13 protein-coding genes and 2 tRNA genes are annotated in these 16,671 nt (G+C 71.3%); 13 read left to right on the top strand and 2 right to left on the bottom strand.

Annotated features, from left to right (window positions below; all coding sequences use genetic code 11):
- Positions 1-26 precede the first annotated feature (26 nt).
- The 5 genes from ACIP63_RS06140 (at position 27) to ACIP63_RS06120 (ending at position 4,461) form a co-directional block, all read left to right on the top strand.
- On the top strand, positions 27-1,163 hold the full coding sequence (locus ACIP63_RS06140; protein ID WP_401511873.1) for an ROK family protein: 1,137 nt from the start codon (positions 27-29) through the stop codon (positions 1,161-1,163).
- 135 nt (positions 1,164-1,298) lie between these two features.
- On the top strand, positions 1,299-2,168 hold the full coding sequence (locus ACIP63_RS06135; RefSeq protein WP_401511871.1) for a hypothetical protein: 870 nt from the start codon (positions 1,299-1,301) through the stop codon (positions 2,166-2,168).
- Between the two features lie 183 nt (positions 2,169-2,351).
- Entirely contained in the window at positions 2,352-3,146 is a 795-nt protein-coding gene (locus tag ACIP63_RS06130; protein WP_401511870.1) for an HAD-IIA family hydrolase, read from the top strand.
- A 66-nt stretch (positions 3,147-3,212) separates the two neighbouring features.
- Positions 3,213-3,773, top strand: a complete 561-nt coding sequence (locus ACIP63_RS06125; protein WP_401511868.1) for a hypothetical protein — start codon at positions 3,213-3,215, stop codon at positions 3,771-3,773.
- A 1-nt stretch (position 3,774) separates the two neighbouring features.
- Positions 3,775-4,461 (top strand): class F sortase, encoded by a 687-nt coding sequence (locus ACIP63_RS06120; protein WP_401511866.1) that lies wholly within the window; start codon positions 3,775-3,777, stop codon positions 4,459-4,461.
- A gap of 295 nt (positions 4,462-4,756) precedes the next feature.
- Here the strand turns inward: ACIP63_RS06120 and ACIP63_RS06115 are convergent.
- Positions 4,757-4,830: transfer RNA gene (locus ACIP63_RS06115), tRNA-Lys, on the bottom strand.
- A 169-nt stretch (positions 4,831-4,999) separates the two neighbouring features.
- Here ACIP63_RS06115 and ACIP63_RS06110 point away from each other — a divergent pair.
- The 3 genes from ACIP63_RS06110 to ACIP63_RS06100 all read left to right on the top strand — a co-directional run bounded on the left by ACIP63_RS06110 (position 5,000) and on the right by ACIP63_RS06100 (position 8,922).
- A complete protein-coding gene (locus ACIP63_RS06110) occupies positions 5,000-6,274 on the top strand; it encodes a peptidoglycan-binding protein (protein ID WP_401511864.1) in 1,275 nt (424 codons plus the stop codon).
- Between the two features lie 37 nt (positions 6,275-6,311).
- On the top strand, positions 6,312-8,165 hold the full coding sequence (locus ACIP63_RS06105) for an SPFH domain-containing protein (protein ID WP_401512282.1): 1,854 nt from the start codon (positions 6,312-6,314) through the stop codon (positions 8,163-8,165).
- 166 nt (positions 8,166-8,331) lie between these two features.
- Positions 8,332-8,922 carry a lytic polysaccharide monooxygenase gene (locus tag ACIP63_RS06100; RefSeq protein WP_401511862.1) on the top strand — a complete coding sequence of 197 codons (591 nt, stop codon included), beginning with the start codon at positions 8,332-8,334 and terminating at the stop codon, positions 8,920-8,922.
- 64 nt (positions 8,923-8,986) lie between these two features.
- On the opposite strand, the gene ACIP63_RS06095 is transcribed toward ACIP63_RS06100, so the two are convergent.
- Positions 8,987-9,060 (bottom strand) — tRNA-Lys (locus tag ACIP63_RS06095).
- A 189-nt stretch (positions 9,061-9,249) separates the two neighbouring features.
- Between ACIP63_RS06095 and ACIP63_RS06090 the strand changes: the two genes are divergently transcribed.
- The 5 genes from ACIP63_RS06090 to ACIP63_RS06070 all read left to right on the top strand — a co-directional run bounded on the left by ACIP63_RS06090 (position 9,250) and on the right by ACIP63_RS06070 (position 16,642).
- The gene (locus tag ACIP63_RS06090) at positions 9,250-10,260 is read left to right on the top strand and encodes a LacI family DNA-binding transcriptional regulator (protein WP_401511860.1); all 1,011 of its coding nucleotides are present in this window, start codon (positions 9,250-9,252) and stop codon (positions 10,258-10,260) included.
- 167 nt (positions 10,261-10,427) lie between these two features.
- Positions 10,428-11,792: an extracellular solute-binding protein gene (locus tag ACIP63_RS06085; RefSeq protein ID WP_401511858.1), complete on the top strand. Its 1,365-nt coding sequence runs from the start codon at positions 10,428-10,430 to the stop codon at positions 11,790-11,792.
- A 1-nt stretch (position 11,793) separates the two neighbouring features.
- Positions 11,794-12,765 carry a carbohydrate ABC transporter permease gene (locus tag ACIP63_RS06080; RefSeq protein ID WP_401511856.1) on the top strand — a complete coding sequence of 324 codons (972 nt, stop codon included), beginning with the start codon at positions 11,794-11,796 and terminating at the stop codon, positions 12,763-12,765.
- 14 nt (positions 12,766-12,779) lie between these two features.
- Complete coding sequence (locus ACIP63_RS06075) at positions 12,780-13,667, top strand: carbohydrate ABC transporter permease (protein WP_401511854.1); 888 nt, start codon at positions 12,780-12,782, stop codon at positions 13,665-13,667.
- A gap of 32 nt (positions 13,668-13,699) precedes the next feature.
- Positions 13,700-16,642, top strand: coding sequence for a carbohydrate-binding protein (locus ACIP63_RS06070; protein WP_401511853.1), 2,943 nt, complete (start codon positions 13,700-13,702; stop codon positions 16,640-16,642).
- The last annotated feature ends 29 nt before the right edge of the window (positions 16,643-16,671 follow it).

The following is a 16,671-nucleotide window of genomic DNA, read 5'->3' as shown; positions in this document are numbered from 1 at the left end:
GTGCAAGCGATGGAGACAATGGTGCGGTGAACAGGAGCAACAGCAGGAGCGGCGGGGCGAACCTCCCGGCGCTGCGCCACCACAACGCGTCGCTCGTCCTCGACCTGCTGCGCGTCGCCGGTGAGCGGGGCATCAGCCGGCTGGAGCTCGCCGAGCGCACCGGGCTCACCCCGCAGGCCGTCAGCAAGATCACCGCCAGGCTCCGCGCGGAGGGCCTCGCCGCCGAGGCCGGCCGGCTCGCCTCCACGGGCGGCAAACCCCGCACCGTCCTGCGCCTGGTCCCGGACGCCGGATACGCCGTCGGGCTCCACCTGGACCGCGACGAACTCACCGCCGTCCTGGCCGACCTCGCCGGCACCACGGTCGCCACCCGCACCGTCCCGCTCGACCTCGGAGCCCCGGCCGCCGAGGTGCTCGCGACGGCCGCCCACGCGGTGCAGACGGTACGGGCACCGGCCCCCGGGACGGAGGACCGGCAGGTCTTCGGCGTGGGCGCCGCCCTGCCGGGCCCCCTGGACCACAGGGGCGGAGTGCTGCACCGGGTCACCGGCTTCCCCCAGTGGGACGGCTACCCGCTGCGCGACGCCCTCGCCGGACACATCGGACTGCCCGTCGTCGTCGACAAGGACACCAACGCCGCCGCCCTCGGCCTCGCCCTGCGCGAGCGCGCCGACGCCGACTTCGCCTACCTCCACCTGGGCACCGGCCTCGGCGCGGGGCTCGTCCTCGGCGGGGCCCTGCACCGCGGGGCCCGTACCGGCGCCGGAGAGTTCGGCCACCAGACCCTCCAGCTGGACGGCCCCCCGTGCGGCTGCGGCGGGCGCGGCTGCATCGAGGCGCTCTGCCTGGCCGCCGCCGCCCGCGGCGACATCGCGGAGGCCGCCAGGGTCCTCGGTGCGGGCGCCGCCAACCTCGTCGGGCTGCTCGACATCGACCGGATCGTGCTCGGCGGCCGTACCGTCGCCGCCGACGAGGACGCCTACCTGAGCGGGGTGCGCGCCGTCATCGAGGAGCGCGCCCGGCGCGAGGGCGTCCCCGCCGCCGTACCCGTCACCGTGGCCGGCGGCGGGGACCGGCCCGTCGCCGAGGGGGCGGCGCAGCTGGTCCTCGCCCCGCTCTTCGGCCGGGCGGGCGAGGCCGAGGAGCGGGCCGTGCAGGGCTGATCGGGCGGTTTCCGACGCCCGTACGGGCGGTGTCGCCCCGTCGGCGGTGGTCGCCCTCGCGCGCGCGTGGCAGCGTCGTCCCCGGCAGCCGGCCTCCCGCGCCGGTCGTTCGCGAGCAGCGAAGGGTGTTCTCCCATGCCCCCCAAACCCCCCGCACGGCCGCGCGACGGCCGTGTCTTCTCCACCCTCGGGACGTTCGGGCTGGCGGCCGGATTCGCCGTACCCGCGGTTCTCCTCGGCGGCACCCAGGCGGACGCGGCACCGGCGGCCCCCACCTCGGTCGTCGCCGACGACCGGCAGCCCGTCTGCGGTGAGCCGGACGCCGAGCGCTTCCCGATCGAGACCCGGATCCACGGCGGCCCGGACACCTACGCCTCCGGCGGCGGCTACGGCATCTGGTACCTCGACCTCACCAACACCACGGCCGAGCCGTGCCGGGCCATCCACCCGGTGCTGGTGCTCACCGACGAGGACCGCACGCTCACCCCCGCCCGGATCCAGCTGGAGTTCTCCGCCGAGTCCGACCCGGACACGCGGCACCGCGTCTCCTGGGAGACCACGGAACGGCACGAGCAGATCGGGGTCTTCGGCGGCGGCGAGGACGACGACTTCCCCGGCTTCACCGTGCCCGCGGGGGGCACCGTCACCGTCCAGATCCGGATGGCCTTCACCTCGGACACCGAACCCGGCCGGGTCACGGCCAACGCGGCCGTCGTGCAGCGGCTGGCGGCGGTGGAGCAGCGCGGCGACGACGGGGACTGGGTGGGGGAGTCGGAGGACTACACCTTCGACATCGTCGAGGGAGACCTCGACGGCGGTACGGACCTGGAGCCCACCGGCCCGGGGAAGGACGCCGACGAGGAGAGCGACACGGAGACCTCCGAACTGGCCCGCACCGGGCAGGAGGACCAGGCGGCCGCGGCCGGAATCGCCGCCGGTGTGCTGCTCGCCGGCGGTGTGGCCGCCCTGGCGGGCGCTCGCAGGATCCGCCGCGCACAGGACTGACCTGGGGCTCCCCGAGGGCGAGTGCGTCGAGGACCGCACGCCGGCCAAGATCGGCTGCTCGCGTCCGGCCGGTTCCGCCCGGCGGAGCGTGCGGCCTAGGATCGGGGCGTCGGCGCTGCACAGCGCGGTGCCGCCGGCGTCCAGCACCCCGAGTGCACAGTGCGTACGGCAGGAGCCCGTCACATGGCAGAGCGCAAGCCGATCGAATCCTGGCTGACCGACATGGACGGTGTCCTCATCCACGAGGGCACACCGATCCCCGGGGCCGACGCCTTCATCAAGCGGCTGCGGGATTCCGGGCTGCCGTTCCTGGTCCTCACCAACAACTCCATCTACACCGCCCGTGACCTGCACGCGCGCCTCAAGCGCATGGGTCTGGACGTGCCCGTGGAGAACATCTGGACCTCCGCCCTGGCCACCGCCCAGTTCCTGGACGACCAGCGGCCGCGCGGCACGGCGTACGTCATCGGCGAGGCCGGGCTCACCACCGCGCTGCACGACATCGGCTACGTCCTGACCGACCACGAGCCCGACTACGTCGTCCTGGGAGAGACCCGGACGTACTCCTTCGAGGCCCTCACCAAGGCGATCCGGCTGATCAACGGCGGCGCCCGCTTCATCTGCACCAACCCGGACGAGACCGGCCCCTCCGCCGAGGGCCCGCTGCCCGCCACCGGCTCGGTCGCCGCGCTGATCACCAAGGCCACCGGCAAGGCGCCGTACTTCGCGGGCAAGCCCAACCCGCTGATGATGCGGACCGGGCTGAACGCCATCGGCGCCCACTCCGAGACCTCCGCCATGATCGGCGACCGGATGGACACCGACGTGCTGGCCGGTCTGGAGGCGGGGATGCAGACCTTCCTGGTCCTCACCGGCCTGACCACGGAGAGCGACATGGACCGGTACCCCTTCCGGCCCTCCACGGTCGTCGACTCGATCGCGGACCTCGTCGACCTGGTCGACCTGCCCGTGGCGTAACCCGACCGGGCTACAGCGAATGCGGGGTGCCGCCCGGAGCGTGAACCTTCACTCAGGAGGTTTACGATGCGTTCACTGCCCCTCACGTTCTGTGCCGCGATCGTGGCCGGGACGATAGCCCTTCCCGCGTCCGCCGCGTCGGCCGATCCCACGTCCGACGACTCCAGGGACGAGAAGCGTTCCGGGACGGTCTCGGTCAGCCCGTCCCGTGTCTCACCCGGCGGGGAGGTGGAACTCCGGACCGACGCCTGCGGCAAGGGCAGGTCGGCCCGGGGCAACTCCGAGGCCTTCGCCTCCGAAGCGCGCTTCGAGCGGGGTGACGGCAAGGAGCTCGTCGCCGAGGCCCGGATCCGCTCCGACGCCGCGCCCGACGACTACGAGGTCTGGGTGACCTGCAAGGACGGCCACGGCAAGGCCACCGGCACGGTCACCGTCGTCCATCACGGCCGCCCCTCGCCCGTCGCCCCCGTGAGGGCTGGCGGCGGAGGCACCGCGGTGCTCGCCGAGGAGGCCGCCGACGAGGGGCCCGGCACCCGCCACGCGGTGATCGGTCTCGGACTGGGCGCCGTCGCGGCCGTCGCCGTCGCGTTCCGCAGCGCGCGACGCCGCCGCCCGGCGCGGCACTGACATGCCGGCCCCGGACCGTCCCGCCGGGACCGGACGGCTGCTGACCGGTGTCGCGTGGGCCGTTCTCCTGCTGGGACTCTGGCTGTGGGGCCGTGCGGCCACCGCGGGGAACTCCGCCCCGACGACCGGCGACGTCGCGGCGGTCGGCCGCCCCATGGGCGCACCGCTGCCCCCGGCGCACGACCCGCTGGACGGCGCCACGCCGCAGCGGGTCGAGATCCCCTCCATCGGGATCGACGCGGACCTCGTGAGCCGCGGGCTGGACGACGAAGGGGCGATCGAGCCCCCGCCGTTCGAGACGCCGGGTGCCGTCGGCTGGTACGCCGAGGGCACCGAGCCCGGCACGGAGGGCGCCGCGCTCTTCGTCGGCCATGTCGACACCGAGACGAAGCCGGCCGTCTTCTACGGGCTCAGCGCCGTGAGACCGGGCGAGAAGGTCCGGGTGAGCCGGTCCGACGGGAAGACCGCCGAATTCACCATCGACGACGTCCAGGTCTTCACCCGCGAACGCTTCGACGCGCAGAAGGCGTACGGGCCGCGTGAGGACGGGCGGGCGGAGCTCCGGCTGATCACCTGCGGCGGTACGTACGACCACGCGTCCCGTGCGTACACGGCCAACGTCGTGGTCTCCGCCTACCTGACGGCGGAGAAGAGCGAGGAGAAGGACGGCTCGAAGAGCCGCGCCTGAAAGGCAACCTGGCCCGGTCGGCGCCCGCTCCCCCTCGGAGCCGCCGGCCGGGCCGGTCCTCAACCACGGCACCCGGACCGCGGGAGTGACCCGGGCACGACGCGGGAGGTCGGGTCGTTCGTGTGACACGACACTGTAGGCCGACGACGCCCCGCACCCGGAGTGTTTTTCGGCAGGATGTCCGGATCCGGGCGTGAGCGTCCGGAGGCGACGAAAGGCGCCCCGGGACGCTTTCGCGCCGAGGCGGACATGAGCGAGGCCCCCTCACACTCGGTGAGGGGGCCTCGCTGTTGCGTGCGCCGTCAGGGACTCGAACCCCGGACCCGCTGATTAAGAGTCAGCTGCTCTAACCAACTGAGCTAACGGCGCCTGCTGACCTGAAGAACTTTACCCGATGTCCTGGAGTGCTCCTGACCAATTCCTCTCCGGTACGGCCTGTCGGATGGTCGTTTTGTCTCTTTAGTCCGTCACCATGAGATATGCCGGGAAAGTTGAGATACGGAAGATCTGGACGACTGCCGAGGGGAAGAGGAGTCGCATGACTGTGCCGGTCTTCGAGGAGTACGCACCCGCCGCCGACTGTGGCTGTCCGGGCTGCGCGCAACGGCGCCGTACGGCCGCCGCACTGCCCGTACGCCACGGCGGCCACCCGGCCGCGCACGGCGCGCGGCGGGCGCTGGTGCTGGTCACCGCGGCGGGGGTGGTCCTGTCCTGCGGGGCAGGTCAGGCCGCCGCAACCGCTGCCGGACGGGACGCCCGCGGCGGCGCGGTGACCGACCCCCAGCCGGTCACCCCCCAGGGCACGGTGGGGCCCCTGAACAACGGCGGATCCTCCGGGCCGCCCTCCGCGCCGGACACGGCGCCGCGCACGACGACGCGGACCGAGATCATCAACCGCGCCAAGAAGTGGGTGACGGCGAAGGTGCCGTACGACATGGGGGCGTACTGGTCGGACGGCTACCGGCAGGACTGCTCCGGCTTCGTGTCCATGGCATGGAACCTCGGCAGCAACGAGTGGACCGGCAGCCTCGCCACCTTCGGGACGAAGATCGCCCGGGCCGACCTGGAGCCCGGCGACATCCTCCTGTTCCACAACCTGGCCGACCCCGCGGTGGGGTCGCACGTCACGGTCTTCGGCGGCTGGACCGACCACACGCACAGTCACTACCTCGCGTACGAGCAGACCCGCCCGAACGCGCGGGTGGCGACGACGCCGATGGCGTACTGGAGCAACTCCTCCAAGTACGTGGCCTACCGCTACAAGGGCATCGTCAGCGGCGCGGGCGGCAGTGGCTCGGCCACCGCGTTCCCCGGGGCCGGGAAGTTCGGCCCCGGCGCCGACAACGCACACGTGACCCGGCTCGGGCAGCTGCTCATCGCGCAGGGCGGCAAGCGCTTCTACAAGGAGGGCGCGGGACCGCGCTGGAGCGACGCGGACAAGCGGGCGACCCAGGCGTTCCAGTTGGCGCAGGGGTGGAAGGGCAAGGAAGCGGACGGCATCCCCGGCCCGGGCACCTGGAGCCTGCTCGTCAAGGGCACCGGCCACAGGATCCCCGCCGCCGGGACGGGCGGGGCCGTGGCGTACCCCGGGAAGAGCTTCTTCCGGCCGGGGCAGTCCAACAGCCACGTCGAACAACTCGGCGACCGGCTGGTGAAGAAGGGATACGGCACCCACTACGTGACGGGCCCCGGCCCGCGCTGGACGGAGGCGGACCGCCGCAACGTCCAGGCGTTCCAGCGCGCCCAGGGCTGGAGCGGGAGCGCGGCCGACGGATATCCGGGGCCGGAGACATGGCGACGGCTCTTCGCGTGACGGGTGAAGCGACGGAACGGACATGACGGAGGCGGGAATGCGGTCGACGGAGAACGTACGGGGCGAGTGGGACGAGCTGGGCGAGCGGGACACACGGGTGATCGTCCCCGGTCCCGGTGTGGGGGAGACGCAGGGAGAGGTGCCTGTCGAGGTGGTGCCGGTGGCGGTCCCGGAGCCGTCGGCGGAGCCGGCCGGGGACGGGGCGGACGCGGCCCCGGCTCCCTCGGTGGACGTACCGGCGGCGGTGGAGGACGACATCCCGGCGGATCTGGGGCCGGCCCTGGACGCCGTCGCCGTGGTGGGCCGGGCGGTACCGGCGGACGGCGTGGGTGTCCCGGCGGATCTGGATCTGGACCTGGATCTGGGGCCGGGGCTGGATCTGGAGCAGGACGTGGAGCCGGTGCCGGTGCGGTTGCCGGAGTCGGAGTCGGAGTCGGAGTCGGGGTCGGCGTCCGGTCCCCGGAACCCGGACCTCGGCCTCGGCCCGGATCTGGACCTGGACCTGGAGCCGTGGCTCGGCTCCGAGCCGGTGCGTGACCCCGAACTCCTGGAGCCGGAGCCGGAGACGCGTCTCCTCCCGTCCGTCCCGGAAGCGGCCGTCGCTGCGGACACCGGGACGGCGCCCGCCCCGGCGGACCAGGACGCCGGCCAGGTGTCCGATCCGGCCGCCCAGGGGGAACGGCCGCCGGATCTCCGGAAGCCCGGGCCCGGCCGGTTCCGGCAGGCCGGCGGAGAGGAGCGCGCCCCGGTCACGCTCACCGCCGGTGCCGCGGATCCGGTCGCCTGGTGGGGGGCCGGGCGCCGGCAGCCCGTCATCACCACCGAGACCACCGCGCCCATCCCCGTACACCTGCTCTTCCGCGAGGACGACCCGGGCGACGGACCCGCCGGTGCGGGGGCCGGGACCGCGATGCGGTCCGACGAGCGCCGTGCGCCCCTGCCGCGGTCCCGCCGGACGCAGGCGCCCACCCGGCCCGCGCCCCTCGCCGACCCGCGGCTCACCGAGCGGCCCGGGCCCGTACTGCCGGGCTGGGCCGCGCTGTTCACCGCGTCGGCCGGGGTGGCCGCCGGACTCGCCGTGCTGTGGTGGCACGGTGCACTGCCCGCCGCCGTGACCGGCCGGCTCGGACTCGGGGCACGGCCGTACGACGGCATCGGCACCGGGACCTGGGCGCTGCTCGCCCTCGTGGTGGCGGTCGCGCTGTTCGCGCTCTGCGGTCTCGGGCGTGGCCGGTCAGGACACGCCTCGGTGCTGACGCTCTTCGGCGATTACCGGGGCAGCGTCCGGCGCGCCGGACTCCTCTGGATCTCCCCGATCCTGCGACGCCGCCGGATCGACGTACGCCTGCGGCACTGGCGCAGTGAGCCGCTGTCCGCCGTGGACGCGAGCGGCACCGCACTGCGGGCCGTGGTCCTCGTCGTCTGGCGGGTGAGGGACACCGCACGGGCCACGCTCGGCGTGGCGGACCACGAGCGGTACCTGCGCGACCAGGTGGAGGCGGCCCTGGCCCGGGTCCTCTCGCAGCTGCCCGCCGACGCCTTCCACGAGGACACCCGCACCCTGCGCGACGCGGAGGCGGTGGGCGACGCGCTGACCCGCATGGTGAAGGCGGACTGCGTTCCCGTGGGCATCGAGGTCTACTCCGCGCAGCCCACCGGGATCGAGTACGCCCCCGAGGTCGCGGCCGCGATGCAGCGGTGCCGGGTGGCGGCCATCGACGCGAAGCACCGGGACGAGGTGCTGACCTCCGTCGTCGACGCGGTGGACGACACGGTCGGCCGGCTGACCGCGCGCGGCATCGTCGAGCTCGACGCCTACGAACACAAGGCCCTGGTCAGGGATCTGACGGTGGCCTTCTACACCGGCCGCAGCGGCGGGGAAGGCGTCTGAGCGCCTCCGCTCGCGCCGGAGGGGCGCTGAAACCCGGTCCTCATTGGTCTGGACATGTTCATGCCGCGTCAATAATCTGGACTTGGTCTAGACCGCACAGCGAGGCGCGCAGCACAGTTCGGATCATCCCCAGAACATCCCCCACGTTCTCGAGGAGCGACACAGCATGCGGAAAAGAGCAAGCGCGGCCGTCATCGGCCTGGCGATAGCGGGCGTCTCCATGTTCGCGACCAGCAGCGCCAGCAGCCACGGCTACACGGACTCCCCCATCAGCCGGCAGAAGCTCTGTGCCAACGGCACCGTCACCGGCTGCGGCAACATCCAGTGGGAACCGCAGAGCGTCGAGGGCCCCAAGGGCTTCCCGGCGGCAGGACCGGCGGACGGCAAGATCTGTGCCGGCGGGAACAGCGGTTTCGCTCAGCTCGACGACCCGCGCGGCGGCAACTGGCCCGCCACCCAGGTCACCGCGGGGCAGGGCTACAGCTTCCGCTGGCAGTTCACCGCCCGGCACTCCACCAGCGACTTCCGCTACTACATCACCAAGAACGGCTGGGACTCCACCAAGCCGCTGACCAGGGCGGCCCTGGAATCGCAGCCCTTCATGACGGTGCCGTACGGCAACCAGCAGCCGCCGGCGACGCTGACGCACCAGGGCACGATGCCCACCCAGAAGTCCGGGAAGCACATCATCCTGGCCGTCTGGAACGTCGCCGACACCGGCAACGCGTTCTACGCGTGCTCCGACGTCAAGTTCTGATACGGCGCGGCACACAGCACAGTGGGCGGTCTCCCCGTAAGGAGACCGCCCACTGTGGTGTCTGTGCGCCGTCAGGGACTCGAACCCCGGACCCGCTGATTAAGAGTCAGCTGCTCTAACCAACTGAGCTAACGGCGCCTGCTGACTCGAAAATAATACCTGGTCCTCGGGGGTGCTGATGACACGTGCCGCACGCCCTCCGTGTGACCCTCCCCGCACTCCACCCCGTGGTCCTCTCCGCCGCAGGGGCGCGGCCACTCCGGAAGAAAGTCATTTTCTTTCGTAAGTGATCTTTATTTTTGCGTAGCCCTTTGTAGGGTAAGCTCCGTGACGAAACGACGACTCTCTCAGGTGGCCGAGTACGCGGGTGTCAGCGAGGCGACGGTCAGCCGCGTGCTCAACGGCAGCCCCGATGTGGCGAGCACGACCCGTGAGGCGGTGCTGAGCGCGCTGGACGTCTGCGGGATCGAGCGGCCCAGCCGCTACCGGGCCGAGCGGGCCGCGCTCATCGGCCTGGTCGTGCCCGACCTGCAGAACCCGATCTTCTCCGCGTTCGCCGAGGCCCTGTGCGGACTGCTCAACAAGCGCGGCCTCATACCCGTGCTCTGCACCAGGACCGCCGACGGCGTCTCCGAGGCGCACTACATCGAGATGCTCCTGCGCCAGAACATCGGCGGCATCGTCTTCATCGGTGCCAGTTACGCCGACGCCGGCCCCGAACACGGCCGTGCGCTGCGCGAACGCAAGGTCCCGATGGTGCTCCTCAACGCCGCCGACGAGAACACGGGCGTCGCTCAGGTCAGGGTGGACGACGCGCTGGCGGCCGACCAGGCGCTGACGCACCTCTCGGCGCTGGGGCACGAGCGGATCGGAGTGATCCTCGGCCCGGTGGGTCATGTCCCCTCCGCCCGGAAGCTCGCCGGCTTCGCCGCCTTCTGCGCGCGCCGCGGGATCGCCCCGGACGACTGGCGGCGGCTGGTGGCGCACGCGCTCTTCACGATGGAGGGCGGCGCGACCGCGCTGCCGCGGCTCCTGGCGGAAGGGGTCACCGGCATCGTTTGCGCCAGCGACGCGCTGGCGCTCGGTGCTGTCCGGGGGGCCCGTCGGCAAGGAGTGTCCGTGCCGACGGACCTTTCGGTGGTCGGGTTCGACGATTCGCCGTTCATGGTGGCCACGGACCCGCCGCTGACCACCGCCCGGCAGCCGATCCAGGCGATGGCCTCGGCTGTCGTGGCCTCGCTGGCGGCACAGATCGACGGCCACGCGGGTGCAAACGAACTGATGATGTTCGACACGGAGCTGATCGTCCGGGGATCCACCGCCGCCCGGCCGTACTGACGGCCCCGGGCAGGTGTCGTGTTTCTTGCACAAGCCGCCGAGATTACTTTCTTGCGTAGATGCATTGACTTCTTGCGTAACCGGCTTCTACCTTCGGCGCAGCTCAGTGCGCGGGGTCCGACATCCCCGTGGCGGACCTTCAGGAAGGCACGATTCCCATGGTTGGCATGCCCGGCATCAGTAGACGTCAGGTTCTCGGTTCGGCGACGGCGGTCGCCCTCTCCCTCGCCCTCACGGCGTGCGGGGGCTCCGGCTCCTCGCCGTCCGGGGTGGACAAGAACGGCGTGGTCACGATCAGCGTGAACGGCATGCCCGCCAAGACGCAGGTTCTCGACCGCCAGAACTTCATGGAGGACGTCAAGGCCTTCGAGAAGAGCCACCCGAAGATCAGGATCGACGCCCGCGAGGGCCAGATGGACCCGAAGACCTTCGCGGCCAAGCTCGCGGGCGGCCAGCTGGAGGACGTGTACTACGTCTACTTCACCGACCCGGCCGGGCTGATCCAGCGCCGCCAGGCGGCCGACATCAGCAAGTACGTCGGAGATGTGCCGTTCTTCGAGGACATCGACCCGGCGCTGATGAAGGTCTTCAAGGACGAGGAGGGCAAGACGTACGGGCTGCCCACCGGCAACTACTCGCTCGGCCTGCTCTACAACCGGGCCCTGTTCACCGAGGCCGGGCTGGACCCCGACAAGCCGCCGGTCACCTGGGAAGAGGTCCGCACCGCCGCGAAGAAGATCAGCGCGCTCGGCGACGGCACGGTCGGATACGCCGACTACAGCAAGAACAACCAGGGCGGCTGGCACCTGACCTCGTGGATCTACTCCATGGGCGGCGAGGTGGCCACCGAGCAGGGCGGCAGGTGGAAGGCCGCGTTCGACAGCGACGCGGGGCGCAAGGCGCTCCAAGCCCTGCACGACATGCGCTGGACCGACAGGAGCATGGGCACCCGCCAGCTCCTGGAGATAGCCGACGTCCAGAAGATGATGGGCTCAGGCAAGCTCGGGATGTACATGGCCGGCCCCGACAACATCCCCACCATCGTCAAGCAGTTCGAGCGCGAGTACGAGGAGTACGGCCTGGCCGCGCTCCCCGGCACGGCGACCCTCGGCGGCGGCGACGGCTTCATGTTCAACCCGAAGGCATCCCCGGAGAAGATCAAGGCCGGACTGCAGTGGGTCCAGTGGAAGTACCTGCGCAGCCCGGAGCGCGAGGCCGTGGACAGCAAGCGGGCCAAGGCCTCGGGTGTGCCGATCGGACTGCCGCAGCCCCGGCTCTTCGCGGGCGACACGCAGGCGGAGATCGACCGGATCCACGAGCAGTACGCCAACACCCCGGTCGAGAACTACCAGCCGTTCATCGAGCGGAACGCCGAGGTGGAGACCAAGGTCGAGCCGCCCAACGCCCAGCAGCTCTACACGATCCTCGACGGTGTCATGCAGTCCGTGCTGACCAAGGAGGACGCGGACATCGACGCACTGCTCGCCGAGGCCGCCAAGAAGGCCGACACCGTCCTCGCCTCGGTGAAGTGACATGACGATGTCCCTCCAGCCGCTCTCCGACGCCGGTGAGAAGACCACGGAAGGCGACGACCCCCCGCCCCGGCCCCGGGCCGGGACCACGGCCGGGAACCCCCGGCTGCGCCGGGCCCTGCGCGAGAACCTGGTCGCCTACCTCTTCCTCGCCGCGGGAGTCCTCTGCTTCGCGCTCTTCTCCTGGTACCCGATCGTGCGAGGGGCCGTGCTCGGCTTCCAGCAGGTCACCTTCGCCGAACCCGCCCGGTGGGTGGGCCTGGACAACTTCCGGCGCCTGTTCGACGACCCGCTGTTCCTGACCGCCTGGCAGAACACCGGCTACTTCACACTGCTCGCCCTCGTGTTCGGGTTCGCGGCCCCGTTCGCCACGGCGGTCGTCCTGAACGAGCTGCGGCACGGGCGCTCGTACCTGCGCATGACGGTCTACCTGCCGGTCATGCTGCCGCCGATCGTCACCATGCTGCTCTGGCGGCAGTTCTACGACCCGGGCCCCGGCCTGTTCAACCAGGCACTGGAGGTCTTCCACCTGCCGGCCCAGCAGTGGCTGGAGTCGGAGAACCTCGCGATGGTGTCCCTGGTCCTCGTCTCCACCTGGGCCAACATGGGCACCACCACCCTGATCTACCTGGCGGCGCTCGGCGGCATCCCCGGCGAGCTGTACGAGGCGGCCGAGCTCGACGGCGCGTCGATCCGGCAGAGGCTGTGGCACGTCACGGTCCCGCAGATGCGCTTCATCCTGATGATCACGCTGCTGCTCCAGGTCATCGGCACCATGCAGGTCTTCGTCGAACCCTTCGTCCTCACCGGCGGCGGGCCCGACGACGCGACCGTCACCGTGCTCCTGCTCCTCTACCGCTACGCCTTCGTCTACAACGACTTCGGCCTGGCCAGCGCCATGAGCACGCTGCTCTTCGTGGTGCTCGGCCTCTTCTCCGTCGTCTATCTGCGCCTGACCCGGAGCAAGGGCTGAGAGGAACCGCCGCCATGGCTGCCGAAACCCCCGTACGCACACTGATCGCACCCGCCGAGATGACCCGGCGCACCGGCCGGTTCCTCTACCGCTTCGTGCTCGTCGCCACCCTGACCGGCTTCACCATCGCCTTCGTCTTCCCGCTCTACTGGATGACGACGGGAGCGGTGAAGTCGTCGTCCGAGCTCGCCGGCCAGAGCCTCGGCCTCTTCCCCAGGAGCTGGCACCCCGAGAGCTACGTCGACGCGTGGACGAACGTCGGCCTCGGTCAGTTCTTCCTCAACACACTGCTGCTGGCCTCCGGGGCCTGGCTGACGCAGCTGCTGGTCGACGTGTCCGCCGCCTACGCCCTGTCCAAGCTCCGGCCCGTGCTCGGCAACGTCGTCCTCGGCATGATGCTGGCGACCCTGATGCTCCCCGTGTCGGCGCTGCTCGTACCGACGTATCTGGCCGTGGTCGACGTGCCGCTCTTCCACGTCAACCTGATCAACACGCCGTTCGCCATCTGGCTGCCCGCCGCGGCCAACGCCTTCAACATCTTCATCCTCAAGCGGTTCTTCGACCAGATTCCCGCCGAACTCCTCGACTCCGCACGGATCGACGGTGCCGGCACGCTCAGGGTCCTGATCTCGGTCGTCCTGCCGCTCTCCCGGCCGGTGCTGGCCGTCGTCTCCATCTTCGCGGTCGTCGGGGTCTGGAAGGACTTCCTCTGGCCGATGCTCGTCCTCCCCGACGAGGCGAAGCAGCCCATCACCGTCGCACTCAACCGGCTCTCGGAGTTCATGCCGGCCAACCAGCTGCTGGCCGGGATGGTCATGGCGAGCATCCCCCTGCTCGTCCTCTTCCTGATCCTCCAGCGCCACATCATCGCGGGTCTCACCGCGGGCAGCCTCAAGGGCTGACCCACCACCCCCCAAGGGAAGGACACACAGCCGTGTCTCCTGCACCAAGAACGCGCTCCCGAGCCGCCGCGCGGTTCACCTACCCCGTCCTCCTGTCCCTGCTCGGCACCGTCCTGTACGGGACGGCGGCGGCGCAGGCTGCCACCACCACCCTGGAGGCCGAGTCCGCCCGGCTGTCGGGCGGAGCCGCCGTCTCCACCGAGCACGGCGGCTACACCGGAACCGGCTTCGTCGGCGGCTTCACCGACGCCAACAAGGGCAGCGCCTCCGTGTCCTTCGGCGTGACGGCGGAGGCGGCGGGCAGCGGTTCGGTCTCCGTGCGGTACGCGAACGGCACCGGTGCCACGATGACGCTGAGCCTGTACGTGAACGGGGCGAAGGTCCGCCAGGTGAGCCTGCCGGCCACCGCGGACTGGGACACCTGGGCCACCCACCAGGAGCCGGTGACGTACGCGAAGGGCGCCAACACCGTCGCCTGGACGTTCACCACCGCCGACAGCGGCAACGTCAACATCGACAACGCCACCGCCGCCACCTCCACCGGCTCGGAGACCCCGACGCCGGCCGGCAGTCTCGAAGCCGAGTCCGCCCAGCTGTCCGGCGGCGCCGTCGCGGCCACCGACCACAGCGGCTACACGGGCACGGGCTTCGCCGGTGGCTTCACCGACGGCAACAAGGGATCCGCCTCCGTCTCCTTCGCGGTGAACTCCGCCGAGTCCGGCAGCGGTTCGGTCTCCGTGCGGTACGCGAACGGCACCGGTGCCACGATGACGCTGAGCCTGTACGTGAACGGGGCGAAGGTCCGCCAGGTGAGCCTGCCGGCCACAGCGGACTGGAACACCTGGGCCACGCACCAGGAGCCGGTGACGTACGCGAAGGGCGCCAACACCATCGCCTGGACGTTCACCACCGCCGACAGCGGCAACGTCAACATCGACAGCCTCACCCCGGCCACCCCCACCGGGCCCACGGACCCTGTCCCCGTCACCCTGACCCACCAGGCAGAGGACGCCTTCGTCTCCGGCGGCCCGGCGAAGGCCACCACCGCCACCGGATACGAGGGCAGCGCCTACCTCTCCGGTTTCACCGCCACCGGTGCCCGTGCCGTCTTCGCGGTGAACGCCCCCGGCGCGGCGACGTACCCCGTGACCGTGCGCTACCGCACCCCGGGCGCCGACGCGTCCACCGTCACCCTGCTCGCCAACGGCACCACGGTCCGCCGCCTGACCCTGCCCGGTACCGGCGGCGCCTGGAAGAGCGCCGCGACCGACGTCCCCCTGCGCGCCGCGCTCAACCACGTCACGCTGCGCACCGCCGCCGGGGACAACGGAACCCTCCAGCTCGACGGCATCGGGGTCACCGGTTCCACGGCCAACAGCACCCGGGGCGCCACCCTCCCGTACACCACGTACGAGGCGGAGGACGGCAGCACCAACGCCACCACCATCGGCCCCGACCGCACCTACCTCACCGTCCCGTCCGAGGCGTCCGGCCGCAAGGCCGTCGTCCTGGACGCCACCGGCGAGTACGTGCAGTTCACGCTGACCAAGCCGGCCGACGCCCTGACCCTGCGCTACTCCGTGCCGGACAACGCCGCGGGCACCGGCATCGACACCACGCTCAGCGTGTACGCCAACGGCACCCAGCTCCGCGACCTGCCCCTGAGCTCGAAGTACAGCTGGGTGTACGGCGGTTACCCGTACAACAACGATCCCTCCCAGGGCTCCGGCCACCACTTCTTCGACGAGACCCGCACCCTGCTGACCGCCGGGCTCCCGGCCGGAACCGTCCTGAAGTTCCAGAAGGACGCCGGCGACACCGCCGCCTCGTACACCCTGGACCTCGTCGAGGCCGAGACCGCCCCCGGCGCCCTGACCATGCCGTCCACCGGGTTCGTCTCCGCGACCACCCTCGGAGTCACCCCGAACGACACGACGGACGACACCGCGGCCCTCAACTCGGCGCTCACGACCGCCACCTCACAGGGCAAGGGACTCTGGCTGCCCGCCGGTACGTACGACATCTCCGGGCACGTCGACCTCACCGGGACCGACCTGCGGGGCGCCGGTCAGTGGCACACCGTGCTGCGCGGCAGGAACGGCAAGGGCGGACTCTTCGGACGCGGCGGCACCAGCAACGTCCAGGACCTGATGATCGCCGGAGACGTCTCCTACCGCGACGACGCCAACTTCGACGCCGCGGTCGAGGGTGACTTCGGCAACGGATCCACCCTGACGAACCTCTGGATCCAGCACACCAAGGTCGGCCTCTGGATCGACGCCCCGACCACCGGGCTGTACGCCTCCGGGCTCCGCATCCGCGACACCTTCGCGGACGGCGTCAACCTCCACAAGGGCACCAAGGCGACCGAGGTCTCCCACAGCAGCGTCCGCAACACCGGCGACGACGGGCTCGCCATGTTCTCCGAGGCCCAGGCCGTCACCGACAGCGTGTTCCGCTTCAACACGGTGCAGCTCCCGATGCTCGCCAACACCGTCGGCATCTACGGCGGCCACGGCAACCGGGTCGAGGACAACCTCCTCGCCGACACGGTCACCGGCTCCTCCGGCATCGCCATCAGCAGCCGCTTCGCCCCCGTGCCCTTCAGCGGGACGACGTCCGTGCAGCGCAACACCCTGACCCGTACGGGCGGCTACGAACCCAACTGGCAGAGCAAGCTCGGCGCCCTGTGGATCTACGCCGACTCCTCGGACATCACCGCCCCCGTCCTGGTCAAGGACAACGAGATCCTCGACAGCACCTACAGCGGACTGCTCATCTCCTGGCAGAAGAACGTCGGCGCGCTCACCGTCGACGGGCTGAAGATCGACAAGGCCGGTTCGTACGGCATCGAGATCAACTCCGCGGGCGCGGGGACCTTCTCCGGCGTCACCGTCGCCGGCGCCGCCGCGGGCGGCCTCTCCAGCGCGGGTGGCTTCACCGTCACCCGGGGCACCGGCAACACCGGCTGGTAGTCCGAACGGTGCGGGCCCGCCCCTGACCT

Origin of the sequence: Streptomyces sp. NPDC088746 (assembly GCF_044751065.1) — a bacterium.
GTDB lineage: Bacteria > Actinomycetota > Actinomycetes > Streptomycetales > Streptomycetaceae > Streptomyces.
The sequence above is the reverse complement of the archived record's forward strand: the minus strand, read 5'-3'. Positions and strand labels throughout refer to the sequence as shown.

What these genes read in the sequence shown, in the direction of transcription:
- ACIP63_RS06135 (WP_401511871.1), top strand. Translation starts at nt 1,299, where the DNA reads ATGCCCCCCAAACCCCCCGCACGGCCGCGCGACGGCCGTGTCTTCTCC.
- ACIP63_RS06075 (WP_401511854.1), top strand. Translation starts at nt 12,780, where the DNA reads ATGGCTGCCGAAACCCCCGTACGCACACTGATCGCACCCGCCGAGATG.
- ACIP63_RS06085 (WP_401511858.1), top strand. Translation starts at nt 10,428, where the DNA reads ATGCCCGGCATCAGTAGACGTCAGGTTCTCGGTTCGGCGACGGCGGTC.
- ACIP63_RS06080 (WP_401511856.1), top strand. Translation starts at nt 11,794, where the DNA reads ATGACGATGTCCCTCCAGCCGCTCTCCGACGCCGGTGAGAAGACCACG.
- ACIP63_RS06110 (WP_401511864.1), top strand. Translation starts at nt 5,000, where the DNA reads ATGACTGTGCCGGTCTTCGAGGAGTACGCACCCGCCGCCGACTGTGGC.
- ACIP63_RS06120 (WP_401511866.1), top strand. Translation starts at nt 3,775, where the DNA reads ATGCCGGCCCCGGACCGTCCCGCCGGGACCGGACGGCTGCTGACCGGT.
- ACIP63_RS06130 (WP_401511870.1), top strand. Translation starts at nt 2,352, where the DNA reads ATGGCAGAGCGCAAGCCGATCGAATCCTGGCTGACCGACATGGACGGT.
- ACIP63_RS06100 (WP_401511862.1), top strand. Translation starts at nt 8,332, where the DNA reads ATGCGGAAAAGAGCAAGCGCGGCCGTCATCGGCCTGGCGATAGCGGGC.
- ACIP63_RS06125 (WP_401511868.1), top strand. Translation starts at nt 3,213, where the DNA reads ATGCGTTCACTGCCCCTCACGTTCTGTGCCGCGATCGTGGCCGGGACG.
- ACIP63_RS06105 (WP_401512282.1), top strand. Translation starts at nt 6,312, where the DNA reads ATGCGGTCGACGGAGAACGTACGGGGCGAGTGGGACGAGCTGGGCGAG.